The 25,152-nt window shown below is 44.7% G+C and carries 22 protein-coding genes and 1 pseudogene; 22 read left to right on the top strand and 1 reads right to left on the bottom strand.

What is annotated here, in order from left to right:
- Window positions 1-95: 95 nt before the first annotated feature.
- The 6 genes and pseudogenes from ACTNDQ_RS13435 to ACTNDQ_RS13410 form a co-directional block, all read left to right on the top strand.
- A pseudogene (locus tag ACTNDQ_RS13435) lies at window positions 96-236 on the top strand (hypothetical protein); the annotation flags it as partial.
- 51 nt (window positions 237-287) lie between these two features.
- Window positions 288-1,109: a site-specific integrase gene (locus ACTNDQ_RS13430; RefSeq protein ID WP_441064840.1), complete on the top strand. Its 822-nt coding sequence runs from the start codon at window positions 288-290 to the stop codon at window positions 1,107-1,109.
- 284 nt (window positions 1,110-1,393) lie between these two features.
- Window positions 1,394-2,779, top strand: coding sequence for a DUF512 domain-containing protein (locus ACTNDQ_RS13425; RefSeq protein WP_278795769.1), 1,386 nt, complete (start codon window positions 1,394-1,396; stop codon window positions 2,777-2,779).
- On the top strand, window positions 2,742-4,067 hold the full coding sequence (der, locus tag ACTNDQ_RS13420) for a ribosome biogenesis GTPase Der (RefSeq protein WP_015525309.1): 1,326 nt from the start codon (window positions 2,742-2,744) through the stop codon (window positions 4,065-4,067). The genes ACTNDQ_RS13425 and der overlap by 38 nt, the downstream gene beginning before the upstream one ends.
- Window positions 4,068-4,071: 4 nt before the next feature.
- Window positions 4,072-4,719, top strand: coding sequence for a glycerol-3-phosphate 1-O-acyltransferase PlsY (gene plsY, locus ACTNDQ_RS13415; RefSeq protein WP_015525308.1), 648 nt, complete (start codon window positions 4,072-4,074; stop codon window positions 4,717-4,719).
- A gap of 12 nt (window positions 4,720-4,731) precedes the next feature.
- Window positions 4,732-5,748 (top strand): NAD(P)H-dependent glycerol-3-phosphate dehydrogenase, encoded by a 1,017-nt coding sequence (locus ACTNDQ_RS13410; RefSeq protein WP_441064837.1) that lies wholly within the window; start codon window positions 4,732-4,734, stop codon window positions 5,746-5,748.
- A 154-nt stretch (window positions 5,749-5,902) separates the two neighbouring features.
- Here ACTNDQ_RS13410 and ACTNDQ_RS13405 read toward each other — a convergent pair whose 3' ends face one another.
- Window positions 5,903-6,730 (bottom strand): aldo/keto reductase, encoded by an 828-nt coding sequence (locus ACTNDQ_RS13405; protein ID WP_022426672.1) that lies wholly within the window; start codon window positions 6,728-6,730, stop codon window positions 5,903-5,905.
- A gap of 346 nt (window positions 6,731-7,076) precedes the next feature.
- On the opposite strand from ACTNDQ_RS13405, the gene ACTNDQ_RS13400 reads away from it, so the two are divergent.
- The 16 genes from ACTNDQ_RS13400 to ACTNDQ_RS13325 all read left to right on the top strand — a co-directional run bounded on the left by ACTNDQ_RS13400 (window position 7,077) and on the right by ACTNDQ_RS13325 (window position 24,859).
- Window positions 7,077-7,469, top strand: a complete 393-nt coding sequence (locus ACTNDQ_RS13400) for a hypothetical protein (RefSeq protein ID WP_021650179.1) — start codon at window positions 7,077-7,079, stop codon at window positions 7,467-7,469.
- A gap of 64 nt (window positions 7,470-7,533) precedes the next feature.
- Complete coding sequence (locus ACTNDQ_RS13395; protein ID WP_118369144.1) at window positions 7,534-7,716, top strand: CooT family nickel-binding protein; 183 nt, start codon at window positions 7,534-7,536, stop codon at window positions 7,714-7,716.
- 24 nt (window positions 7,717-7,740) lie between these two features.
- Window positions 7,741-8,673 carry a methylenetetrahydrofolate reductase gene (locus ACTNDQ_RS13390; protein WP_441064834.1) on the top strand — a complete coding sequence of 311 codons (933 nt, stop codon included), beginning with the start codon at window positions 7,741-7,743 and terminating at the stop codon, window positions 8,671-8,673.
- A gap of 113 nt (window positions 8,674-8,786) precedes the next feature.
- On the top strand, window positions 8,787-9,557 hold the full coding sequence (locus ACTNDQ_RS13385; RefSeq protein WP_044960447.1) for a nucleotide-binding protein: 771 nt from the start codon (window positions 8,787-8,789) through the stop codon (window positions 9,555-9,557).
- Window positions 9,558-9,674: 117 nt separating this feature from the next.
- Entirely contained in the window at window positions 9,675-11,567 is a 1,893-nt protein-coding gene (cooS, locus tag ACTNDQ_RS13380) for an anaerobic carbon-monoxide dehydrogenase catalytic subunit (protein WP_278795773.1), read from the top strand.
- A gap of 44 nt (window positions 11,568-11,611) precedes the next feature.
- The gene (locus ACTNDQ_RS13375; protein ID WP_015525298.1) at window positions 11,612-12,385 is read left to right on the top strand and encodes a nucleotide-binding protein; all 774 of its coding nucleotides are present in this window, start codon (window positions 11,612-11,614) and stop codon (window positions 12,383-12,385) included.
- Between the two features lie 17 nt (window positions 12,386-12,402).
- Window positions 12,403-14,532: an acetyl-CoA decarbonylase/synthase complex subunit alpha/beta gene (acsB, locus tag ACTNDQ_RS13370; RefSeq protein ID WP_118170314.1), complete on the top strand. Its 2,130-nt coding sequence runs from the start codon at window positions 12,403-12,405 to the stop codon at window positions 14,530-14,532.
- 172 nt (window positions 14,533-14,704) lie between these two features.
- On the top strand, window positions 14,705-15,646 hold the full coding sequence (gene acsD / locus ACTNDQ_RS13365) for an acetyl-CoA decarbonylase/synthase complex subunit delta (RefSeq protein ID WP_441064830.1): 942 nt from the start codon (window positions 14,705-14,707) through the stop codon (window positions 15,644-15,646).
- A 21-nt stretch (window positions 15,647-15,667) separates the two neighbouring features.
- Window positions 15,668-17,014: an acetyl-CoA decarbonylase/synthase complex subunit gamma gene (gene acsC, locus ACTNDQ_RS13360; protein ID WP_118071626.1), complete on the top strand. Its 1,347-nt coding sequence runs from the start codon at window positions 15,668-15,670 to the stop codon at window positions 17,012-17,014.
- Window positions 17,015-17,124: 110 nt separating this feature from the next.
- The gene (acsE, locus tag ACTNDQ_RS13355; RefSeq protein ID WP_015525295.1) at window positions 17,125-17,910 is read left to right on the top strand and encodes a carbon monoxide dehydrogenase/acetyl-CoA synthase methytransferase subunit; all 786 of its coding nucleotides are present in this window, start codon (window positions 17,125-17,127) and stop codon (window positions 17,908-17,910) included.
- Between the two features lie 148 nt (window positions 17,911-18,058).
- Complete coding sequence (gene acsV, locus ACTNDQ_RS13350; protein WP_279199842.1) at window positions 18,059-19,999, top strand: corrinoid activation/regeneration protein AcsV; 1,941 nt, start codon at window positions 18,059-18,061, stop codon at window positions 19,997-19,999.
- A 27-nt stretch (window positions 20,000-20,026) separates the two neighbouring features.
- Window positions 20,027-20,689, top strand: a complete 663-nt coding sequence (locus ACTNDQ_RS13345) for a DUF3786 domain-containing protein (RefSeq protein ID WP_441064827.1) — start codon at window positions 20,027-20,029, stop codon at window positions 20,687-20,689.
- 98 nt (window positions 20,690-20,787) lie between these two features.
- Window positions 20,788-22,473 carry a formate--tetrahydrofolate ligase gene (locus ACTNDQ_RS13340; protein ID WP_015525292.1) on the top strand — a complete coding sequence of 562 codons (1,686 nt, stop codon included), beginning with the start codon at window positions 20,788-20,790 and terminating at the stop codon, window positions 22,471-22,473.
- A 98-nt stretch (window positions 22,474-22,571) separates the two neighbouring features.
- Window positions 22,572-23,201: a cyclodeaminase/cyclohydrolase family protein gene (locus ACTNDQ_RS13335; RefSeq protein WP_279199838.1), complete on the top strand. Its 630-nt coding sequence runs from the start codon at window positions 22,572-22,574 to the stop codon at window positions 23,199-23,201.
- Between the two features lie 14 nt (window positions 23,202-23,215).
- Window positions 23,216-24,067 carry a bifunctional 5,10-methylenetetrahydrofolate dehydrogenase/5,10-methenyltetrahydrofolate cyclohydrolase gene (locus tag ACTNDQ_RS13330; protein WP_015525289.1) on the top strand — a complete coding sequence of 284 codons (852 nt, stop codon included), beginning with the start codon at window positions 23,216-23,218 and terminating at the stop codon, window positions 24,065-24,067.
- A 63-nt stretch (window positions 24,068-24,130) separates the two neighbouring features.
- Complete coding sequence (locus tag ACTNDQ_RS13325; RefSeq protein WP_441064824.1) at window positions 24,131-24,859, top strand: glucosaminidase domain-containing protein; 729 nt, start codon at window positions 24,131-24,133, stop codon at window positions 24,857-24,859.
- Window positions 24,860-25,152 lie beyond the last annotated feature (293 nt).

Below are 25,152 nucleotides of genomic sequence, written 5' to 3'. Positions count from 1 at the left end.
CTTGAGGCATCCGCCTTTCAGGCGTTGCAGGCATAGGCCCCTTATAGGGGCATAATCAAACCACCAGTTGAACTGGTGGTTCATGACTTAGGCTTATTGATGAATATATAAAGGAGCAGGAACCATACTGGGAGCCGTCAACGTTAAATAATGTAAAATGTGCTTATAAAGTTCATATAAAAAGTAGCATAGGGAAAAAGAAAGTTAACAAGGTAACGGCAGATACAGTAGAACGATTTTATAGTGATACATTGAATAACAGAGAACGGCCGATTCAGATCGGAACATTGGAACTGATAAATAAAGTATTAAACGCAGCATTTACATTAGCAGTTAAACGTAATCTTATCAGAAACAATCCTGCTGCGGGATGTATAGGAAACATAAAGCGAAAGAATGGAATTTTACAGAGAAAAAAGCATTCTCTGGAGGCACAGCAACAGGCAGACCTTTTGGAATTCATTAAAACAACACCTAAATTTGATTGCTATTACCCATTTTTTTATGTTCTTGCATGGACTGGTTGCAGAATTGGGGAGTTATTAGGTCTGACTTGGTATGATCTGGATTTTTCACGAGAGATAATCAGTATTAACCATAAAATTACATATATTAAGAAAGACGGACATTATCAGTTTATTATTGGACGTCCTAAAACAATTAGCGGAAACCGCGAAATTCCAATGCTGGGAGATGTAAAAGAGGTTCTAACGGAATTAAAACAGGAGTCCGGGTGGTCAAAGATTTCCATGATCGGAAAACCAGAATTAACTGTAAAAGATACTAGGCCGTTCATTTTTACAAACAGTAAAGGAAATTTAATTGCTCAGGTTACTATGGAGCATGTGCTTCAGCGAATCATTAAAGAATACAATAAACAAAACACAGAAACTATTCAAAATGTAACACCGCATACTTTCCGGCATTCTTTCTGTTGCTGGCTTTGTGAAAATGTTACAGGTGAAAATAGTATGGATGATGTAAAGTATATCCAATCTATTATGGGGCACGGGGATGCCAGCACAACGCTGAATATTTACTCTGAATTAAGAAAAGATAATGCGAGAGATAAGCATGCTGCATTGAAGCTTAAATCCCGGAAAGCATAAAAAATGCCGAATACACAACAGAATATGCTATAATGTAAAAACGTCTTGTAGAAATACAGGGCGTTTTCTTTGAAAATATACCCCGTTTTTTACCCTAAATTCTGGCTCATACCCTTATTTTTACCCCGATGCGGATAACAAGTGATAAACACAGATGGAGCGAAAAGCCTTGTAAAATGGGCGTTTCCGTGAAATAATGACATGTGACGGAGGCAGACAAAATTACCGTTTGATTTTTAAGAGCAAAGTTGTTATTATATACGGGATAGAAAAGGGAGATAATGATGAAATTAAGAAAACATATGATTTCCAGGGTGCTGCCCGACAGTATTGCCGAGGAGCTGGGGCTGGAGCCGGGAGACAGACTTGTGTCTGTAAACGGACAGCCTGTGGAAGATGTCTTCGATTACCGGTATCTCATGAATGAAGAGCTCGTGGTGCTTCTGGTAGAGAAGCCTGATGGCGAAGAGTGGGAGCTGGAGGTAGAGAAGGAATATGAGGAAGACCTTGGAATAGAATTTGAGAACGGAGGACTGATGGATGACTATCGCTCCTGTTCAAATAAGTGTATGTTCTGTTTTATTGACCAGATGCCGCCGGGTATGCGTGAGACGCTGTATTTTAAGGATGATGATTCCAGGCTTTCCTTTCTTCAGGGAAATTATGTTACGCTTACCAATATGAGTGAGAAGGATATTGAGCGTGTGATCCGCTATCATCTGGAACCGATCAACATTTCGTTCCAGGCAATGAATCCGGAACTCAGGTGTAAAATGCTGCATAACCGTTTTGCAGGAAAGGCTCTGGATAAGGTGGATATGCTGTACAATGCAGGAATCACCATGAATGGACAGATCGTACTGTGTAAGGGTGTCAATGACGGAGACGAGCTGGAATACAGCCTTGAAAAGCTTTCCGCTTATGCGCCGGTCCTTCAGAGCGTTTCTGTTGTACCGGTAGGACTTACCAAATACAGAAAAGGTCTCTATCCTCTGGAGCCTTTTAATAAGGAAGATGCAGAAAAAGTCCTGGGGCAGATCGAACGCTGGCAGAAGATCATGATGGAGAAATACGGGATCCATTTTATCCATGCTTCAGACGAATGGTATATTCTGGCAGACAGGGAGCTTCCCTGTGAGGATGAATATGATGGATATCTGCAGCTTGAGAATGGCGTGGGAATGCTCAGACTTCTGGAAACGGAAGTAAAAGAAACGCTGGAGGGGCTTTCCGGTGATGACCGTAAGGTGACAGGCAGGATCGCCACAGGAAAACTGGCAGCGCCTTTTATCGCACGCTATATAAAAGAGATTCAGAAGAAATATCCCAATGTGCAGATTTCGGTCACAACCATCGAGAATCGTTTTTTCGGTGAAAAGATCACAGTGTCCGGTTTGATCACAGGGCAGGATCTGAAAGAGCAGCTTTCCGGTCTTGACCTTGGAGAGAAGCTTCTGATTCCATGCAGCATGCTGAAAGGTGATGAGGAGATTTTTCTGGATGACATGACGCTGGAAGAGCTTTCGGAAGCACTGAACACAGAAATTGTAATCGTAGACACAGGAGGACGTGATCTGGTGGAAGCCGTGATCTACCCTCCGGAACATAAACAAACAAGAAGGAGACAGATTTATGAGCAAACCAGTAGTAGCGATAGTGGGAAGGCCTAATGTAGGCAAATCCACTCTGTTTAATGCTCTGGCAGGTGACAATATTTCCATAGTAAAGGATACACCAGGAGTAACCCGTGACAGGATTTATGCAGATGTCACATGGCTTGACAGGACATTTACTCTGATCGATACAGGCGGAATCGAGCCGGACAGCAGCGATATCATCCTCTCCAGAATGAGAGAGCAGGCACAGATCGCCATTGATACGGCAGACGTAATCATTTTTATCACAGATGTCCGCCAGGGTCTTGTGGATTCCGATGCCAAGGTGGCAGATATGCTCCGCCGCAGCGGCAAGCCGGTACGTCTTGTAGTTAACAAGGTAGACAGCCACCAGAAATATATGATGGACGTATATGAGTTTTACAATCTTGGAATCGGAGAACCGATCCCGATTTCCGCAGCCAACAGACAAGGCCTTGGAGATATGCTGGATGAGGTGATCAAAGAGTTCCCGGATAAGAGTGAAGAGGAAGATCAGGATGATATTCCGAAGATCGCCATTGTAGGAAAGCCGAACGTGGGAAAATCTTCTCTGATCAACAAGCTTCTTGGAGAGGAGCGTGTGATCGTATCCAATATTGCAGGAACCACACGTGATGCTATAGACACAAAGGTTACCTGGAACAAAAAAGATTATATTTTTATCGATACTGCAGGACTTCGACGCAAGGGTAAGGTAAAAGAAGAGATCGAGCGCTATAGTGTTATCCGTACTGTGACAGCTGTAGAGCGTGCAGATGTGGTTGTAGTTGTGATCGATGCCTCCGAGGGCGTTACCGAGCAGGATGCTAAGATCGCGGGAATCGCTCATGACAGAGGAAAGGGTATCATCGTAGCGGTAAATAAATGGGATGCCATTGAGAAAAATGACAAGACCATCTACAAGCATACGGAAAAGATCCGTCAGATCCTTTCCTTTATGCCATATGCACAGATCATCTTTATCTCTGCAAAAACAGGTCAGAGACTTCCGAAGCTTTTCGAAAATATCGATACAGTTATCGAAAATCAGACACTTCGTATCCAGACAGGTGTTCTTAATGAGATCCTTTCTGAGGCAGTCGCTCTTCAGCAGCCGCCGTCTGACAGAGGAAGAAGACTGAAGATCTTCTATATGACACAGGTTGCGGTAAAACCGCCGACATTTGTTATCTTTGTCAATGACAAGGAACTGATGCATTTTTCCTATGTAAGATATCTGGAGAACAAGATCAGGGATGCTTTTGGATTTTCTGGAACTTCCCTGAAATTTATCATCCGCGAGCGCGGGGAAAAGGAATAAAAGTATGGAACGTATTATTTGTCTTGTTATCGGTTATGTATGCGGGCTTTTTCAGACAGGCTATATTATTGGAAAAGTCCACAAGACAGATATCAGAGATCATGGCAGCGGGAATGCGGGTACTACGAATGCCTTCCGGACCTTTGGAAAGAAAGCGGGAGCGATCACCCTGCTGGGAGACTGCCTGAAGTGTGTACTGGCTATTGTGATCGTGAGAATGGTTTATGGAAATTCTATGAATGGTATCCTTCCGCTTCTTACCCTTTATGCAGCATTGGGATGTATCCTCGGCCACAATTTTCCGATTTCTATGGAATTTCGCGGTGGAAAGGGAATTGCTGCTTCTGTAGGCATGATCATTGCTTTTGACTGGCGGATATTTATTGTATGTGCAGTTGTCTTTTTTGCACTGTTCTTTACAACTCATTATGTATCGCTTTGCTCTCTCAGTGCATATGCGGTGGCTTTTATCCTGGTCCTGGTTTTTGGACATATGGGAAAATATGGGATGGATCAGGCGCATACTGTTGAGCTTTATATCGTGATGGCAGTTCTTACAGCAATGGCGTTCTACAGACACAGGGCAAACATTGTAAGACTGTTTCATGGAACAGAGAATAAGGTGTTTTTAAGCAGTAAGAATAAAAAATAAGAGGTAAGATTTATGGCAAAAATCAGCGTACTGGGTTCGGGGAGCTGGGGATTAGCCCTGGCACTCCTGTTGCATAATAATGGCCATGAAGTCCTTCTTTGGTCAGCAAGACCGGAGAATGCCCGAAAACTCCGGGAAAAAAGAGAAAATCCTTACAGGCTTCCGGGGGTACGGCTTCCGGATGAAATCGATGTCCTGACAGATCTGGAGCGTGCGCTTAAGGATGTGGATGTAACAGTTCTGGCAGTAGCTTCCCCGTATATCCGGAGTACTGCACACAAGATGGCATCGTTTGTGTGCAGGGACCAGAAGATCGTCAATGTTGCTAAAGGTATTGAGGAAAAGACACTGAAAACACTCAGCGAGGTGATCGAAGAAGAAATCCCGCAGGGTAATGTAGCTGTACTTTCCGGTCCAAGCCATGCGGAAGAAGTAGGACGCGGACTTCCTACAACCTGTGTGATCAGCGCGCATACACAGGAAACTGCGGAATACCTTCAGAGCATTTTTATGAGCCCTGTGTTCCGCGTGTATACAACACCGGATATCCTTGGGGTGGAACTTGGCGGAGCACTGAAAAATGTGATCGCACTGGCAGCAGGTACTGCCGACGGTCTTGGATATGGAGATAATACCAAGGCGGCACTGATTACCAGGGGAATCACGGAAATAGGAAGACTTGGTAAAAAAATGGGGGCGCAGATGGAAACCTTTTACGGCCTGTCCGGGATCGGCGACCTGATCGTGACTTGTGCAAGTAAGCATAGCCGTAATCGAAAGGCCGGATATCTGATCGGCCAGGGATATACGATGGAAGAAGCTATGAAAGAAGTGCAGATGGTTGTGGAAGGTGTTTATTCTGCAAGAGCTGCAAGAGAGCTTGCGGAGAAATATGAGGTGGAGATGCCTATCATAACGGAAGTGAACCGCGTACTGTTTGAAGGAAAATCAGCAGCGGAAGCAGTAATGGACCTGATGCTGCGTGATAAAAAAGTGGAAACGCCCATGCTCCCGTGGGAAAATGCGTGAGCGGATCAGTTAAATATTTCTAGGTTTCAGATATGTGAAATGCTAAGCTGGGAATAACAGGATCGCCGTATCAACTGAAAAGAAAAAATAAAAAGATATCTGCCAGAAGATCACTTATGATCTGACAGATATCTTTTTTGCATTATTATGGAAATTAAAACTGAATATCACGGAGATCTTCTGGAACATGAGAAGTATGCAGATCTTCGTTCAGTGTATCGATGATCGCCATATCTTCATCCTCGATGTTGAAGTCAAAGATGTTTCCATTGCTGCGGATTCGTTCCGGGTTGATGGATTTCGGAATGACAGAAATTCCCTTCTGTATTGCCCAGCGAAGCCCGATCTGTGCAGGAGTCCTGGCATATTTGGTCCCCAGAACACACATTACATCATTATCAAAATATGCGCCTCTTGCCAGAGGAGCATAAGCCTGTACCTGAATACCGAAAGCCTTGCAGTATTCGATCAGTTCAGCAGGGTAACACAAAGGATGGCACTCGATCTGGTTTACAGCAGGAATAACCCCGGATATCTTACGAAGCTCTTCCAGATGCCGGATATCAAAATTACTGACGCCGATACTTAAAGCACGTCCAGATTCCAGAATGGATTCCAGCTCTTTCCAGGTGCTCAAATAGCAGCCGGGAACCGGCCAGTGTATCAGATAGAGATCTACATAACTGACTTTCAGACGGTCGAGACTACGGGAAAAAGCTCCCTGGACATCGCCGAGACGCTGCGCATTGTTCCAGATCTTGCTGGTGATGAAAAGATCCTTTCTGGGAACTCCGCATTTGGCAATGGCACGTCCAACGCTTTCTTCATTTTTATAAACAGAAGCGGTATCGATCATGCGGTAGCCGGCGGAAATAGCAGAAGTGACTGCTGCTTCGGCCTGTACGTCATCGGGCAACTTGTATACGCCAAGCCCCAGAAGAGGCATTTCTCTGTCGTTGTTCAGAAAAACAGTTTCTTTCAAAATAATTCCTCCTTGTATGTTCTGCTTTCCATGCTTTAGCTATTATAGCACAAAAATATGAAAGAATCACATCAATTGTATTACAAAAGTGATAAAGCTTAGAGTTGGACAGACGTGCAGACTGGGTAATAAGTTGCGGTTTGAAGAGACTAACTTCGTTAAAAATGAAACAATCGAGTTAATTTACTGTCAAAGTTTTTGGAAAAATAGGAAAAACAGCATATAATTTTGGCTATATTTTATAATTATTTTCTTGATAATAACAGTGAAAAGATGTATAATAAATTTAATTGATAAATTCTTGTCATGAGAGTGTCCGCCCGGCGGATACAGGAAAGGGGTATTTATGCATTTAATCAAAGATGAGAATGGCAATCTTGTTCAGCATGGACATGCAGACAGCCATGAACATACACATGAGCACACCCATGAGGACGGTGTGACTCACAGCCATACACACAGCCATGCGGAAGGAGATAACCATTGTCATACACACGGTGATGGACACTGCGGTTCCTGCGAGAACGGTGACTGCAAGAATGAGACTGTAGCACTTCTTACCTACATGCTGCAGCATAACGAGCATCATGCCGCAGAACTTGATCAGATGGCTGACAATCTTAAGAAGCTTAACATGGATGCAGCTGCGAAGACGATCAAAGAGGCAGTTGCAGATTTTCAGAAAGGCAATATGAGACTTGGACTTGCCCTTACACTTGTTAAGGAAGAGTTGAAATAAAAACCGACAGAATAGTTTTGACAGCATAGTGGTTAAATGATGCCACTTATTTGGAGGAATGATTATGTGTCTTGCAACAGTATATAAGGAAGAAGATAATTCTGTGATCTTTAAGAATGTAAGCCGGATCGATGTGGACGGAAATAAATTGATCCTTCGAGATATCATGGGAGATGAGCGCGAGGTAGAAGGCAGTATCCTTATGGTGGATCTTGCAAACAGCATCGTGAAACTGCAGTGTGACTGATACAAATACGTGGAGGGATGATCAATGAAATTATCTGAAGCAATGAGAGAAAAAATGCTGCTTTCCTTTGAACTTTTTCCGCCAAAGACAGAAAAAGGTATGGCAAACCTGCCGGGAACCATTGAACATCTCATGAAGTATAGACCGGAGTATATTTCCTGTACATACGGTGCCGGTGGCGGAAATGTCGGTGCCAACAGGGAAGTATGTCAGATGATCAGGAATGCGGGAACTGTTCCTGTAACACACTTCACAGTGATCAAGAACACAAAAGAGGGGATCAGACAGCAGTTGGAACAGTATCTGGCAGATGACGTTGATCATATGCTGGCACTTCGCGGAGATATTCCACTTGGTGAGACAACAACATGCGGAGACTTCAATTATGCGACAGACCTTGTTAAATTTGTCCGTGATGAATTTGGCGATAAGTTCGAGATCGCAGTAGCCGGTTCACCGGAAGGCCATATCGCATGCAGAAGCTTGGATGCTGATATTGCTGTTTTGAGACAGAAACAGGACAATGGTGCTGATTATATCATGACCCAGCTCTGCTGGGATATGGAACAGTTTAAATACTGGCTGGACGCTATCCGCGAGGCTGGAGTGACAATGCCTGTAGATGTTGGTGTAATGCCGATCCTGGATCAGGCAGCTACCATTAATATGGCTCTTTCACGTAACGGCTGTGTAATGGACAGTGAGCTTTGCAGGCTGATCTCCAGAAACTGGCTGTTCCCGAATCCGTTTAACGCTAAAGATACTGATGGTAAACCATTTGACATGTTCTATGAGGACAAGGTTAAACGATTCAAAGAAGAAGGAATCGAATACACCATCAGACAGATCGATGAGTATCGCGCTCTTGGTGTTGACGGTATCCATCTTTATGCATTAAACAAATGGAAAGATGTATCCGAGATCATTGACAGATCCGGACTTCGTACACTTATCTAACCATCAACGAAATAAATAAGAATTCCGGCACGATGCGGAGGTGCCAGAACAGTATCAGGCACCTCCCTTATGCGCCGGCATAACAGATATAAAAATCAGGAGGTGCCCGTTTTATGGCACATGTTATTGCAGTCGCCGGAAAAGGCGGCGTTGGAAAAACTACATTATGCGGAATGCTGATCCAGTATCTCTGCGAAAAGAAAAAAGGACCTGTACTGGCTGTAGATGCAGATGCCAATTCAAATCTGAATGAGGTTCTTGGCGTAGAAGTAGATACGACTCTTGGCGATGTCCGCGAGGAGATCGCACATGCTGAGATGACAGAGAAAAGCCCGATCCCCAAAGGAATGTCCAAGGCAGATTATGCGGAGGTACGTTTTGAGGATGCTCTTGCAGAGGAAGATGATTATGATCTTCTTGTGATGGGAAGAACCCAGGGAAAAGGCTGCTATTGCTTTGTAAATGGTCTGCTTCAGGCACAGCTTGCCAAATACCAGAAAAATTATCCGTATATTGTTGTGGATAACGAAGCCGGAATGGAACATATCAGCAGAGGAATCCTTCCGAGCATGGAGACAGCAATTCTTGTAAGTGACTGCTCCAGAAGAGGCGTTCAGGCAGTTGGCAGGATCGCAGAACTTATTAAGGAATGTGATATGAAGCCTTCCAGGGTGGGTCTTATTATCAACCGCGCGCCAAAAGCAGAACTGAATCCAGGAATCCTTGAGGAGATCCGAAATCAGGGACTCGATCTGATCGGTGTGGTACCACAGGATGAGGCAGTTTATGAATATGACTGCGATGGTAAACCAACCGTTACTCTTCCTGAGGATAATCCGATGAGAAAAGCAGCTTTTGAAATTTTCGATAAATTAGGTTTATAATAGAATATAAACCTTTTTTTAAAAAAGAGAATAACCCATGGGTGGGGATGGGTTCCTGCCCTGGGCTTATTATAAAAAGAAAAATAAAAATAGATGTGCTATTAAAGGAGGTCTATAATGAGTGAATTCAAATTAACTACAGTGGAGGAATTTGAAGCCGCTACAGCCCGTCTTCTCGAGACAGGTGCAAAGGTAGGAGCAGATGCATGGCAGATCCGTGCAAAGAACCAGACTCCACACTGTAAATTCGGTGAGCAGGGTATCTGCTGCCGTATCTGTGCAATGGGACCGTGTCGTATTACACCGAAGGCTCCAAGAGGAATCTGCGGATGTGATGCTCATGGTATCGTAGGAAGAAACTTCCTTAAATTTACAGCCGGTGGTGCAGCTACTCACTCCGATCATGGTCGTGAGATCTGCCATACACTGTACTGTGCAAAAGAGGGCGGAAATTATCAGGTAAAAGATCCTGAGAAACTGCTTCGCATCGCTAAAGAGTGGGGCGTGGAAACAGAAGGCAAGGATATCTATGATCTGGCTCATGAGATGGCTGAGATCGGTCTTATGGAATATGGTAAACCGTTCGGATATCAGAGATTCCTTGACAGAATGCCTGCAGGACAGAAAGAAAAACTGATCGAGAACGAAATCGCACCACGTGCTATCGACCGTGAGGTTGCAAGTTCCCTGCATATGACTCATATGGGATGTTCCTCTCTTCCGGAAGCACTTGTAAAACAGTCTATTCGCTGCGGTATGGCTGATGGATGGGGCGGTTCCATGATGGGAACAGAGTTCTCTGATGTATTATTCGGAACTCCGAAGCCACTTGATACAGAGGCTAACCTTGGAGTAATGGTTGAAGAGAACGTAAACATTGTTGTACACGGACATGATCCGAGTCTTTCTGAGATGATCTGTGAGTATGCAGACAGCAAAGAAATGATCGATTATGCAAAATCTGTAGGAGCAAAAGGAATCACCGTTTCCGGTGTGTGCTGTACTTCTAACGAGGTAGCTATGCGCCGTGGTGTTCCGATGGCTGGTAACTTCCTGCAGCAGGAGAACGTAGTACTGACAGGGGCCTGCGAGGCGATCGTAGTTGATGTTCAGTGTATTTTCCCTGCATTAGGACCTCTGAGCAAATGCTTCCATACTAAATTTGTTACAACTTCTCCGATCGCTCAGATGCCGGATTCTGAATTTATCAGATTCAACGCTGAGACAGCAGGAGAAAATGCAAAAGCAATCGTTAAGATGGCTATCGATAACTTCAAGAACAGAAAACCTGAGCTTGTACATATCCCACAGCTGAAACAGAAAGCTACTGTTGGTTATTCAGTAGAAGCGATCGTTAAAGTTCTTGATGGTGTTACAAACTCTCAGGTTGATGTAACAGGAACAACCAAACCATTACTTGAGTGCATCACTTCCGGTGTTATCCGTGGTGCTGTCGCTATGGTTGGATGTAACAATCCTAAGATCCGTCCTGACTATGCACATATCGAACTGATGAAGAAGTGTATCGCAAATGATATCATTATCATCGCTTCCGGATGTTCCGCACAGGCAGCTGCTAAAGCTGGTCTGATGGACAAATCCGCAAGAGATCTCTGCGGTGCAGGTCTGAAACGTGTCTGTGAGCTGGCTGATATCCCACCAGTACTTCATATGGGATCCTGCGTAGATATCTCCCGTATGATGATCCTGGCTGCTGAACTTGCAAAAGATTCAGGACTTCAGATCAATCAGCTTCCTGTAGTAGGATGTGCTCCTGAGTGGATGTCTGAAAAAGCTGTATCCATCGGTAACTACGTAGTTGGTACTGGTATTGATACATTCCTTGGTGTTGATCCATATGTTTCCGGTTCTTCAGAAATGTGCGAGCTTCTTACAGAGGGAACAAGAAAATGGACAGGTGCTGCTTACACAGTAGAGACAGACATCGAGAAATTAGTTGATCTTATGATCGAGAGAATTGAAGAGAAGAGAACAGCATTAGGAATCTAATCCGTTGCGATCTTTAAAATGTTATAAAAGGTGGAAGACGTAAAATGAAAATAGCAGTAACCGGTAAAGGCGGAGTAGGAAAGACAACTTTCGCAGCAACACTTGCAAGACTATACGCAGATGAGGGAAAAAAAGTCCTTGCGGCGGATGTGGATCCGGATGCGAACCTGGGTCTTGCCCTTGGATTTGACGAGGAAACCTTGGATTCTATTGTTCCAATCTCAAAAATGCGTAAGCTCATAGAAGAACGCACCGGAGCCAACAGCCAGAATCAGTTTTATAAACTGAACCCAAAGGTAGACGATATTCCGGATACTTATGGAAAAACCTGTAATGGCGTAAAGCTGCTTGTCCTTGGAACTGTGGAAACAGGTGGAGGCGGATGCGTCTGTCCTGAACATGTGATGCTTAAAAGAGTGATCAATAACCTTGTGATCCACAGAGATGATGTGGTGATCATGGATATGGAGGCCGGCCTGGAACATCTGGGCCGGGGCACCACGGAGAGCATGGATGAATTTATTGTAGTGATCGAACCAGGGGCAAGAAGTGTACAGACATATAAGAATGTTAAACGTCTTGCAAAGGATCTGGGAGTTTCTCAGGTTAAGGTCGTGGCCAATAAGGTAAGAAATCCGGAGGATGAGGAATTTATCCGGAGTAAGATCCCGGCAGAAGATCTGCTTGGAATGATCCACTACAATACAGAAGTTATAGATGCTGATCGTCAGGGAAAATCTCCCTACGATTTCAGTGAAACTGTAACAGCTGAAATCAGAAAAATCAAAGACAAAATTGATCAGAATTCAATTCTGTAAAAATAGGAGGTATTACAGTGACTTTATTTGATAGAGTATTCGGCGGAAACGATGCTGTATATGGTTTAACAGAGGGTGCTATTGACGGCGCGATCGCTCAGTATGGCGAAGACAAAGCTGTCAGCTTCCCGAATACCGCTTACAGCCTTCCTTGCTACTATGCTGTAACAGGAACAAAAGTTACAACATTAAAAGAATTAAAAGAAGCTCTTGGCGTTGTAAAAACACTTATGACAAGAGAGAAAAGACTGAACGATGCATTCATGTCCGGTGTTGCTACAGCACTTTGTGCAGAGTTCATCGAAGTTCTGAAATACATCGACGGAGCAACTCCTTATGAAGAGCCATGCTACGGACATCTTGCAGATGCTGTTATCCGTGAGCTCGGTGTACCGCTTGTAACAGGCGATATCCCAGGCGTTGCTGTTATCCTTGGTGCTGCTCCTACTACAGAAGAGGGCGTTGCTCTTGTAAAGAGCTATCAGGCACAGGGTATCCTGGTAACACTGGTTGGCGGAATCATCGATCAGGTTGCTGAGGCTGGAATGAACACAGGTGCAAACGTTCGTGTTATCCCGCTTGGAAAAGACGTTACATCTGTTATCCATGTAGTATCTGTTGCACTTCGTGCAGCTCTGATCTTCGGTAATGTAACACCTGGAGATGCAGGAACACTTATGAAATACACAATGGATCGTGTACCGGCATTCGTTAACGCATTCAAACCTCTGGATGACGTGATCGTAGCTTGTGGTGCAGGTGCGATCGCACTTGGCTTCCCGGTTATCACAAACGAGACAGAGAATATCTTCCGCGTACCGAAGAGCCTTATCGTTCAGGAGGATGTAAGCAAATTCAACGCTACTTCTCTTGAGGCACGTGACATTAAGATCAAGATCACAAACATTGATATCCCGGTTGCTTTCGCATCTGCATTCGAGGGTGAGATCATCCGTCGTAAAGACATGCAGGTTGAGTTCGATGGTTCCCGTGTAGACTGTGCAGAGCTTGTACATACATGTGATGCTTCTGAGATCGAAGACCACAAGATCACAGTTGTTGGTCCTGAGGTTGATGATATGGAACTTGGCAGCAAGAACAGCATTGCATACGTTGTAAAAGTTGCAGGAAAGAACATGCAGCCAGACTTTGAGCCGGTTATCGAGCGTAAATTCCACAACTACATCAACTGTATCGAGGGTGTATATCATACAGGTCAGCGTGATATGCAGCGTATCCGTATCAGCAAGACAGCTTTTGAGGCTGGATTCAAGATCAAACATATCGGTGAGGTTCTCTACGCATCTGTTAAGAATGAGTTCGATGCAGTTGTAGATAAATGTGAGGTTGTTATCTATACAGATCCTGCTGAGTGTACAAGAGTTCGTCATGAGGTTGCTATTCCGATCTTTGACAAACGTGATGAGCGTCTTGATACTCTTACAGATGAGTCTGTTGATGTATATTACAGCTGTATCCTCTGCCAGGCATTCTCCCCATCCCACGTATGTGTGGTAACACCGGAGAGACTTGGACTTTGTGGTGCGGTTTCATGGCTGGATGCAAAAGCTACACATCAGCTTGATCCGGCAGGTCCTTGCCAGGTAATCACAAAAGAGCGTCCGATCAACGAAGAGCTTGGTTCTTATGAGGACGTTGATGAGGCTGTTCAGAAACTTTCCCAGGGTGCTCTGGAGCACGTTACACTGTACTCCATCATGCAGGATCCGATGACTTCCTGCGGATGCTTCGAGTGTATCTGTGGTATCGAGCCATTCTCCAACGGTGTTGTTATTGCCAACCGTGAGTACGCAGGCATGACACCACTTGGAATGACATTCCCTGAGATGGCATCCATGACAGGTGGTGGAGTTCAGACACCTGGATTCATGGGACATGGTAAACATTTCATTTCCTCCAAGAAGTTCATGAAGGCTGAGGGCGGTATCGAGCGTATCGTATGGATGCCGAAAGAACTGAAAGAGTTCGTAGCTGACAGACTTAATAAGACTGCAAAAGAGCTTTACGGAATCGATAACTTTACAGACATGATCGGTGATGAGACGATCGCAGAAGATCCGGAGACACTGGTTGCATTCCTTACAGAAAAAGGACATCCGGCTCTCGGACTTGATCCGATGATGTAATTTATCCGGGAGAAAGGATGTGCGGACATCCTTTCTCCTGTAAACTGTTAAAAAGTTTGTTGATTTTTTAACAGAAATATAGTGCTGCATCTTGCCAATAACTGGTGCTATGTAGTATAATATAAGAAGCTCTGTAGTTTTTAATTATTATTTTTAAGGAGGCTAACGAAAAATGCCGTTTAATCAGAAACCACAAAAGTTCAATGCAAAGATTAATGCTGTCACAATCGGAAGCGGAGATAAGACTGTGACAATTGGTGGGGATTGTACATTCCCATTTTATTCCTTTGACGCAGAGTCAGAGAACTGCCCGAAGATCGGTGTAGAGATCTCTGATATGGGTCTTGAGGGCGTATCTGAAGGTATCAAAGCTTACTATGAAGGCGCTACTACAATGGCTGACATTGCTAAGAAAGCTGCAGCTATGGAGGGTGCTGACTTTGTTGCACTTATTCTTGAGGGCGGTGACCCGAACGGTGTTAACAAATCTATCGATGAGCTGATCGCAGTTGTTAAAGAAGTTGCAGATGCAGTTGACTGTCCGCTGGTTGTAGAGGGCTGCAAGAATGTTGAGAAGGATGCAGAGCTCCTTCCGAAGGTTGCAGAGGCTCTTCAGGGCAGAAATGCACTGATCCTTTCCGAGAAAGAGGAGAACTACAAAGCGATTGGTGCAGCAGCAGGTCTTGCTTACAATCAGATCGTAGGCGCTGAGTCTGCCGTTGATATCAACCTTGCTAAACAGCTTAACGTTGTTACTACACAGCTTGGTGTAGATGCTAAGAAGATCGTTATGAATATCGGTAGTGCAGCAGTTGGTTATGGATATGAGTACGTAGTATCTACTATGGACCGTATCAAAGGTGCCGCTTTAGGCCAGGATGATAACATGCTGCAGATGCCTATTATTACACCTGTATCCGCTGAGACATGGAATGTTAAAGAGGCAATGGCTTCTGAAGCAGACATGCCGGCATGGGGATCACAGGACGAGCGTGGAATCGACATGGAAGTTGAGACAGCAGCAGCTGATCTTGCAGCTGGTTCTGATGCAGTTATCTTAAGACATCCGGAATCTGTCAAGACAATTTCCAAGCTGATCAAAGCACTTGCGTAATAAATAGGAGGATAAAGAGCTATGGCACTGAATGGTATTCAGATCTTTAAATTAACACCAAAGAAAAACTGTAAGGAATGTGGATGCCCTACATGTATGGCTTTCTCTATGAAAGTTGCACAGGGCGCTATGAAAATTGAGCAGTGTCCTCATATGTCAGAGGATGCATTAGCATCTCTTTCTGAGGCAACTGCACCGCCAATGAAAACTATCAAGATCGGAACAGGCGATGGAGAGTTTACACTTGGTGGCGAGACTGTTCTTTTCAGACATGAGAAGACATTTGTAAGCAAAACAAGATATGCCGTATCACTTTGCACATGCATGAGTGATGAAGAAGTAGAAGCTAAACTTGCAGAGATCCCACAGGTTGATTACGACCGTATCGGTGAGAGAATGCATGTAGAGCTTGTATATGTAAACTGCGATGAGAATGCAGATGCTGCAAAATTCACAGCACTTGTAGAGAAGGCGAAAGGCCTTGGAAGAACACTGATCCTTGGCTGTACAGATCCTGAAATCGCAAAAGCTGCCCTTGAAGTATGTAAGGACGGCAAACCGGTTCTTAACGGAGCAAACGCTTCCAACTATGAGGCAATGAGCAAAGTTGCTACAGATGCAGGCGTAGTTCTTGGTGTATCCGGTAAGGACATCAACGAGTTATATGATACTACAGCAGCTATCGAGAAACTTGGAAACAAGAATCTCGTACTTGACACAACAGGAGCTGACATCAAAGAGACTTTTGCAAACACTGTACAGGTTCGTCGTGCAGCTCTTAAGAATCAGGACAGAACATTTGGTTATCCTTCCATCGTTAACCTTGTTAAACTTGCGAAGGGTGACAAACATTTACAGGCAGCACTTGCTTCCATGTTTACTATGAAATATGGTTCCATCATCGTTATGGAGCAGATGACATATGCAGAGGCACTTCCGCTGTTCGGACTTCGTCAGAACGTATTTACAGACCCGCAGAAGCCAATGAAGGTAGAGCCGGGCATCTATCCTCTGAACGGAGCAGACGAGAATTCTCTCGTTGTAACAACAGTAGACTTTGCTCTTACATACTTCGTAGTATCTGGCGAGCTGGAGCGTTCCGGTGTTCCGCTTAACCTGGTGATCAATGATGCAGGCGGACTTTCCGTACTTACATCCTGGGCAGCAGGTAAATTCTCCGGAAACAGCATCTCAGAGTATATCAAAGAGAATGTTGAGCCGAAGGTTAAATGCAGAAGACTGGTTATTCCTGGTAAAGTAGCAGTTCTTAAGGGCGATCTTGAGGCTAAGCTTCCTGGATGGGAGATCATCGTAGGACCAAGAGAAGCAGTACAGCTTGTGAAATTCTTAAAAGACCTTGATGCATAAACTTAAGGTTTAAGAAATCAGCTGTCCGGCAATATCGCCGGCAGTTATAAGCGGCTGTGCAGGTTTGCTGCACAGCCATATCCTACTAATATGTAAAGGAGAACACGAGTATGGCAAAATTTGTAACAATTGGGGAGAGACTTTCAACAACAGCACCGGCAGTAAATAAAGCATTTACTGAGAGAGATCCTGAGCCGATCATCAAAAGAGCAAAACAGCAGCTTGATGCGGGCGCTACATATCTTGATGTAAACATCGGACCGGCTGAGAACGATGGAGAGGACCTTATGAAATGGGCAGTACAGCTCCTTCAGTCTGAGTTTGACAATGTTCCGCTTGCTCTGGATACTACAAATCAGAAAGCTATTGAGGCTGGTATTTCCGTATACAACAGAAGCAAAGGTAAACCGATCGTAAACTCTGCAGATGCTGGAGACAGAATTTCCAATATCGACCTTGCAGCAGCTAACGATGCGATCTGTATCGCACTTTGCTCTTCCGGTATGGTTGCATCAGACAATGACGAGCGTATGATGCACTGCCAGAACATGCTTGAGAGAGGTCTTGGTCTTGGTATGGAAGCAGAGGATCTCTGGTTTGATCCGCTTTTCCTTGTTGTAAAAGGAATGCAGGACAAACAGATGGAAGTTCTTGAGGCAATCAAGATGTTCTCCGAGATGGGTCTGAACTCCACTGGCGGTCTTTCCAACAACAGTAACGGTATGCCAAAACATATCCGTCCGATCATGGACTCTGCTCTTGTAGCTATGGCTATGATGAATGGTCTTACATCTGCAATCGTTAACCCTAACGACCTTCGTCTTATGGAGACAATCAAATCCTGTGACGTATTCAAGGGTAACACACTTTACGCAGATTCTTACCTTGAGATCTAATTTGGCGTGTGAACAAAACAGGAGCGCTGTTTCAGAGGCTGGGGGCTTCGGCCTTCAGCCTCTTTTTTACTAATATAGTTTAGTCTAACTCCCAACGCCACAGGTGGAAGACGAATAACTTTTACGAGGCGAGAAAGGTGGTTGCCGAATGTTTAAGGTGACTTTTGCTTTTGAAAATGGCAGTACGGTAGAAGCATTTGCCAATGCGGGGGATAATTTGCTGGAGGTTGCTCGTGGCGCTAATGTGGCTATCGATGCACCATGTTCCGGAAATGGAGCCTGTGGAAAATGTCGGGTACAGTTAAAAGGCGGAGAACTGGACTCAAAGAAAACTCTTCATATTTCGGATGAAGAATATGGCGCAGGCTGGCGTCTGGCCTGTATGAGCAAGATCAGTGCAGATGTGGAGGTTCTTGTTCCGGATATTGCATCCGCATATAAGAGCCGAATGAAAGTGGCTGATTTGAGCTCAAAAGAAGAAATCGCTATTTTTGAAAATGCCAAGCATGAAGTTGAGATGGCTGGCATAGAACTTACAAACAGTCTTGATGTTGTGGAACTTCAGATGGATATTCCATCACTGGATGATACTATGCCGGATAATGAAAGACTGACCCGTGCACTTCAGAAGTTTATGAACCTGAAGCGTGTCAGAATTCCGTATGCGGTGCTTAAGAAGCTTCCGGATGTACTTCGTGAGAGTAAATTCTCTGTGAAGTGCGTGGTTCGTACAGCACCAAATGACATGTATGTTTATGATATTTTTGACAGTAAGAAAGATGTTGTGATCGGTGGTCTTGCTGTAGATATCGGTACCACAACCGTTTCGGCAGTCCTGATCAATATGGAAACAGGAGAGATCCTGGCCAAGAGTTCTTCCGGAAACGGACAGATCCGTTTTGGTGCGGATGTTATCAACCGTATCATCGAATCTCAGAAACCTGGCGGAAAAAAGAAACTTCAGGATGCGGTGATAAAAGAGACCATTAACCCGATGATCCATGAGATGTGCAGAAGTATTCATTTCCCGGAGAAACAGATCTACCGGATGTGTGTTGCTTCTAATACAACCATGAATCATCTGTTTGCAGGGATCAATGCGGATCCGCTTCGTATGGAACCGTATATTCCTACGTTTTTCAAAACAAATTCCTTGTTTGCATCGGATGTGGGAATTGAGATCAATCCGGATGCACATATTATCATGGCTCCGAATATCGGAAGCTATGTAGGTGGAGATATCACTGCCGGTACACTGGTAAGTATGATCTGGAACAGGCCGGAATTTTCTCTGTTTATTGACCTTGGTACTAACGGAGAGCTTGTGTTCGGTAATTCCGATTTTATGATGAGCTGTGCATGTTCCGCAGGTCCTGCCTTTGAGGGGGGAGATATCAGCTGCGGTATGCGTGCTACAGACGGTGCTATTGAGGCATGTACCATTGATAAAGAAACTATGGAGCCGACATATAAGGTTGTAGGTGAACCTGGAACCAAACCGGTAGGACTTTGCGGTTCCGGTATCATTGATGTGATCAGTGAACTTTTTATGACAGGAATCATCAATCCGAAGGGAAAATTTGTCCGTGAGGGCAAAAGAATCCGTCACGATCATTATGGCATGGGAAGCTATGTGATCGCGTTTGAAGAGGAAGCCGGTTCTGCCAAGGATGTTGAGATCACAGAAGTAGATATTGATAATTTTATCCGTGCCAAAGGTGCTATTTTCTCTGCAATCCGTACTATGCTGAATTCTCTTGATTTCGATGTTTCCATGATCGATGACGTATATGTTGCCGGTGGAATCGGAAGCGGAATCAATATGGCCAATGCAGTGCATATCGGAATGTTCCCGGATATCCCTCTTGAGAAGTTCCATTACATTGGGAACTCTTCTCTGACGGGTGCTTATCTGATGCTTCATTCCACATCAGCAGAGAAGAAAACCTATGAACTGGCTTCAAATATGACTTACCTGGAGCTTTCTACAGTTCCTACCTATATGGATGAGTTTGTAGGTGCATGCTTTATTCCGCATACGGACACAAATCTGTTTCCGTCTGTTATGGAAGAACAGCAGAAGAGATAAAGCAGACTAAAACAGCAGAGGTAAAACATGGCTTTTAGTATAAATGACTTGAATTATGAAAAAGACAGCAAAGAAAGAATGCCCTGGGAGCATTATACAGAGGAGTTCGCTAAGGCAGACCCGGTAGAAATTGCCGGACGTCTTTCGCTTCCTTATGACGAAGAGAAGAAAGAACTGACTCTGAAATTCCTGGGAAGCGTTTATTATATTTCCTGGCCGGATTTTCAGGTAACTCATGAGGAAGATGATGCGGGATTTTATCCTCTTGAGGAAATGCATTATGCAAAGATCCTTGCTATCCGTTTTCTGCTGAACGGGAATGTATCTCAGGGAAGCGGAAGGTTTAAAACATACAGGGAAATGCCCTGGGGAGAGGTTTATCTCCGTCAGTTTGATGGCAGGTGCATCAAACGCCTGGCTTTCACATACGGAAACAGACTTAAGGATTTCAAGGAGATCATGGAACACATCCATGCGGTTCCCGTGGATCATGGAGATATTGCATACCAGGTGGAGATCTTTCCGGGATATGTAGTTCAGATGATCCTCTGGGAGGGGGATGATGAATTTCCGCCGTCCTCACAGATCTTGTTTTCTGATAATTTTCCGGTTTCCTTTGCGGCTGAGGATATGGCCGTTATGGGAGACGTTATCATTGGGTCTTTAAAGGCATTTCTGAAATGTCTTTAAAAATGAAAAATAGTTAAGAACAGGATGGGACCTGTTTTTATAGAGATGCAGTTTTAAGGGATTAAAAACTGTAAAAATACCTAAAGGGAGGTAACATTATGGGATTTAAAAGTGACATCGAGATTGCACAGGAGTGTGAAATGCTTCCAATCACACAGATTGCAGAGAAGGCAGGTATTGATGACAAATATCTGGAGCAGTACGGTAAGTACAAAGCAAAAATTGATTACAATCTGTTAAAAGAGAGTGACAAGAAAGATGGTAAGCTGATCCTCGTAACAGCTATCAACCCGACACCTGCAGGAGAGGGAAAAACAACAACAACCGTTGGTCTTGCAGATGCAATGCAGAAAATGGGCAAAAAAGTAATGGTAGCTCTTCGTGAGCCATCCCTCGGACCGGTATTCGGTGTAAAAGGTGGTGCAGCAGGCGGCGGTTATGCACAGGTAGTTCCGATGGAGGATATCAACCTTCACTTTACCGGTGACTTCCATGCGATCGGTGCGGCAAACAACCTTCTTGCAGCAATGATCGACAACCATATCTTCCAGGGTAATGACCTGAACATTGACCCGAGAAAGATCACATGGAGACGTTGCGTGGACATGAACGACCGTCAGCTTCGTAATGTAGTAGATGGTCTTGGCGGAAGAACAAACGGTATGCCTCGTGAAGACGGATACGACATCACAGTTGCATCTGAGATCATGGCAGTTCTTTGCCTCGCAAGTGACATCAAAGACCTGAAAGAGAGACTTTCCAGAATCATCATCGGATATACCTATGGTAAAGTTTCCGAGCAGAAACCGGTAACAGCTGGTGATCTTCATGCAGAGGGTGCTATGACAGCACTTCTGAAAGATGCCCTGAAACCAAACCTTGTACAGACACTGGAGCATGTTCCTGCAATCGTACACGGCGGACCATTCGCAAACATCGCTCATGGATGTAACTCCGTAACAGCTACAAAGATGGCTATGAAACTTGCAGATTATGCTATCACAGAGGCTGGATTCGGTGCTGACCTTGGTGCAGAGAAATTCCTTGACATCAAGTGTCGTATGGCAGGCCTTCATCCAAGCGCAGTTGTTATCGTAGCTACTGTTCGTGCACTGAAATACAACGGTGGTGTTCCGAAGGCAGATCTGAACAACGAGAACCTTGAGGCTCTTGAGAAAGGTCTTCCAAACCTTCTGAAACATGTAAGCAATATCAAGAATGTATACAAACTTCCATGTGTAGTTGCTATCAATGCATTCCCGACCGATACCAAGGCAGAGCTTGACCTGGTTGAGGCAAAATGTAAAGAGCTTGGCGTTAACGTTGCACTTTCCGAGGTATGGGCAAAAGGCGGCGAAGGCGGCATGAAGCTTGCTGAGGAAGTAATCCGTCTTGTTGAGGAGCCGAATGACTTCACATATGCTTATGAGCTTGAGGGATCCATCGAGGATAAACTGAATAACATCGTACAGAAAGTTTACGGTGGTAAGAAAGTTGTTCTTACAGCAAATGCTCAGAAACAGGCAAAACAGCTGGAAGCACTTGGATTTGGCAACTGCCCGATCTGTGTTGCTAAGACACAGTACAGTCTGACTGATGATCAGACAAAACTTGGTGCACCGACAGACTTTGAGGTAACAGTACGTAACCTGAAGATTTCCGCAGGTGCAGGATTCATCGTTGCTCTGACAGGTGAGATCATGACTATGCCAGGTCTCCCGAAAGTTCCGGCAGCAACCAAGATCGATGTAGATGAGACAGGTAAGATCACAGGTCTCTTCTAATCGGAACATAAGATCAAAAACAACCGGAGGGGGCTTTTTATAAAGCCCTCAATGGGCTCTAAAGAGTGCTAAAATAAGAATATAAGGAGGAGAGTCCTATGGGATTTTCTACCAGTACATGTACTGAATTTGTCGAGGTATTAAGCTCCAAGGCACCGGTTCCAGGCGGCGGCGGTGCATCTGCCCTTGTAGCTGCTGTTGGTACAGCTCTTGGAAACATGGTTGGAAGCCTTACTGTCGGTAAGAAAAAATATGCAGATGTAGAAGATGAAATGTGGGAGCTGAAAAAGAAATGTGATCAGCTTCAGAAAGATTTCCTTCATCTGATCGAGAGAGATGCGGAAGTTTTTGAGCCTCTTTCCAAGGCTTACGGAATGCCGAGAGAGACAGAAGAAGAGAAGGCTGAGAAGGCTCGAGTAATGGAAGCTGCCCTCAAGGAAGCATGCTCTGTTCCTATGGAGATCATGGAGAAATGCTGCGAGGCTATTGAACTTATCGTTGAGTTCGGAGCAAAAGGTTCTAAGCTTGCAATCAGTGATGCTGGTGTAGGTGCTGCATTCTGCAAAGCAGCTCTTAAGGGAGCAAGCCTGAATGTGTACATTAACACAAAATCTATGGCTGACCGTGCGTATGCAGAGAAATTAAACAAAAAAGCAGACGCTATGCTTGAGAAATATACAAAGATCGCAGACGAGACATTTGACAGTGTTCTCGGAAGACTGAAATAGGAGGAACCAGACAAATGGCAAAGCAGTTATTAGGTAAAGAAGTAACAGCGGCTCTCAATGAAAAGATCAAAGCGAACGTTGCAGAGCTTCAGGCAAAAGGTGTAGATCCTACACTTTGCATTATCCGTGTTGGTGAGAATCCAAGCGATATTTCCTATGAGAGAGGTGCTACAAAGCGCTGTGAGACTCTTGGTGTTGCATGTGAGAAAATTCTTCTTCCGGAGGATGTTTCCCAGGATGAGCTTCTTGCAACCATCGATAAAGTAAACAAAGATGACAAGATCCACGGAGTTCTTCTGTTCCGTCCGCTGCCAAAACATCTGGATCAGGCAGTGATCGAGAATGCACTTGCAGCAGAGAAGGATGTTGACTGTATGACAGATCTTTCCATGTCTGGTGTATTTACAGGCAAGAAGATCGGATTCCCGCCATGTACACCGCAGGCATGCATGGAGATCCTTGATCACTATGGAATCGACTGCACAGGCAAAAAAGCGGTTGTTATCGGAAGAAGTCTTGTAGTTGGTAAACCGGCTGCCATGATGCTTGTTAAGAAAAATGCGACAGTAACGATCTGCCATACAAGAACCGTTGATATGCCGTCTGTTGCAAAAGAGGCGGATATTGTCATCGTAGCAGCTGGTCGTGCTGGTGTTGTCGGCGCTGATTATGTCAGAGAGGGACAGACTATTATCGATGTTGGTATCAATGTCAATGCAGAGGGCAAGCTTTGTGGTGATGTTGATTATGCGGCAGTTGAGCCAATCGTTGATGCGATCACACCGGTTCCTGGCGGAGTAGGAAGTGTTACAACTTCTGTTCTTGTAGGTCATGTGGTTGAAGCTGCAATGAGAAAAGCGCAGTAATAACAGTAATAAAGGATTGATCATTTATATATGTACAGATTCCGAAATAGTTTTTGTTTACGGATGATGGTACTTGCAGGCGTTCTGGTGTTCGGAACGCCTGCAGGTGTTTTGGCAGAGGAAGCGGATCATTCTATGGAGGGGCAGATTTCGAAGCCTCAGTCATCTGGAGAGAGTGATACAGAGGGTTTTGTGGATGATTCCACAGATAATACTTATGGATATTATACGATCATGGGGTGTACCACAGTGGATGCGGAGGATATGGTAGTGCAGTATGAGGCGCAGAATGTGGAGTATCCTTCCGGCATCCTGACGGATGGTGGTGCACCGGATATTGATACGTTTTGCACGATTGTGATAGAGGAAGCGGATGCGGAGGGCGTCCGTGGAGAGGTTGTTTTTGAGCAGGCCATGCTTGAGACCGGATGGCTTCAGTTTGGTGGGGATGCCAGTGCGGGGCAGTTTAATTTTTCGGGGCTGGGAACTACCGGTGGTGGTGTTGCCGGTAATTCTTTTCCTGATGTAAGGACGGGGATCCGGGCGCAGGTGCAGCATCTGAAGGCTTATGCTTCTTCGGAGGAGCTGAACCAGGCTTGTGTGGATAATCGGTTCCAGTATGTTTCCCGTGAGAGTGCGCCTTATGTGGAGTGGCTTGGGATCCAGGAGAATCCTTATGGTGGCGGATGGGCCGCCGGGAGGAATTATGGATATAAGCTTAGGAGTCTTCTGGCGGAGTTGAAGGGGGAGGAGTATACCTGGCCGGAGAGTACGGAGACGGTGGAGAAGTAGTGGTGGTGGCGAACGGGCCTGTGTGTTGGTTGGGGTAAGTTGTCTGGCCAAACGATAGGATGTGGATGAGGGACGGAGGCGGGCTTTGCCCTGTCCTGGTTGATGAAAAATGGAGATGTAACCTTGATTTTTAATCATCAAGGTTGCATCTCCGTTTTTTGTTCAAATTGAAATATTTTGGGAATTATATAGTGGAATATTTTGTAAGTGCTTCAAAAGAAGGCGTAGTGCTATTTCCTCCACCAATTGATATACTGGGAAAAACCAATATATTTTAAGGAGGACTTATTCTA

The sequence above is a fragment of the Blautia massiliensis (ex Liu et al. 2021) genome, from assembly GCF_052064225.1.
Taxonomy (GTDB): Bacteria; Bacillota; Clostridia; order Lachnospirales; family Lachnospiraceae; genus Blautia_A; species Blautia_A fusiformis.
Note: the sequence above shows the minus strand (reverse complement) of the source record. Positions and strands in the feature narration are given on the sequence as shown.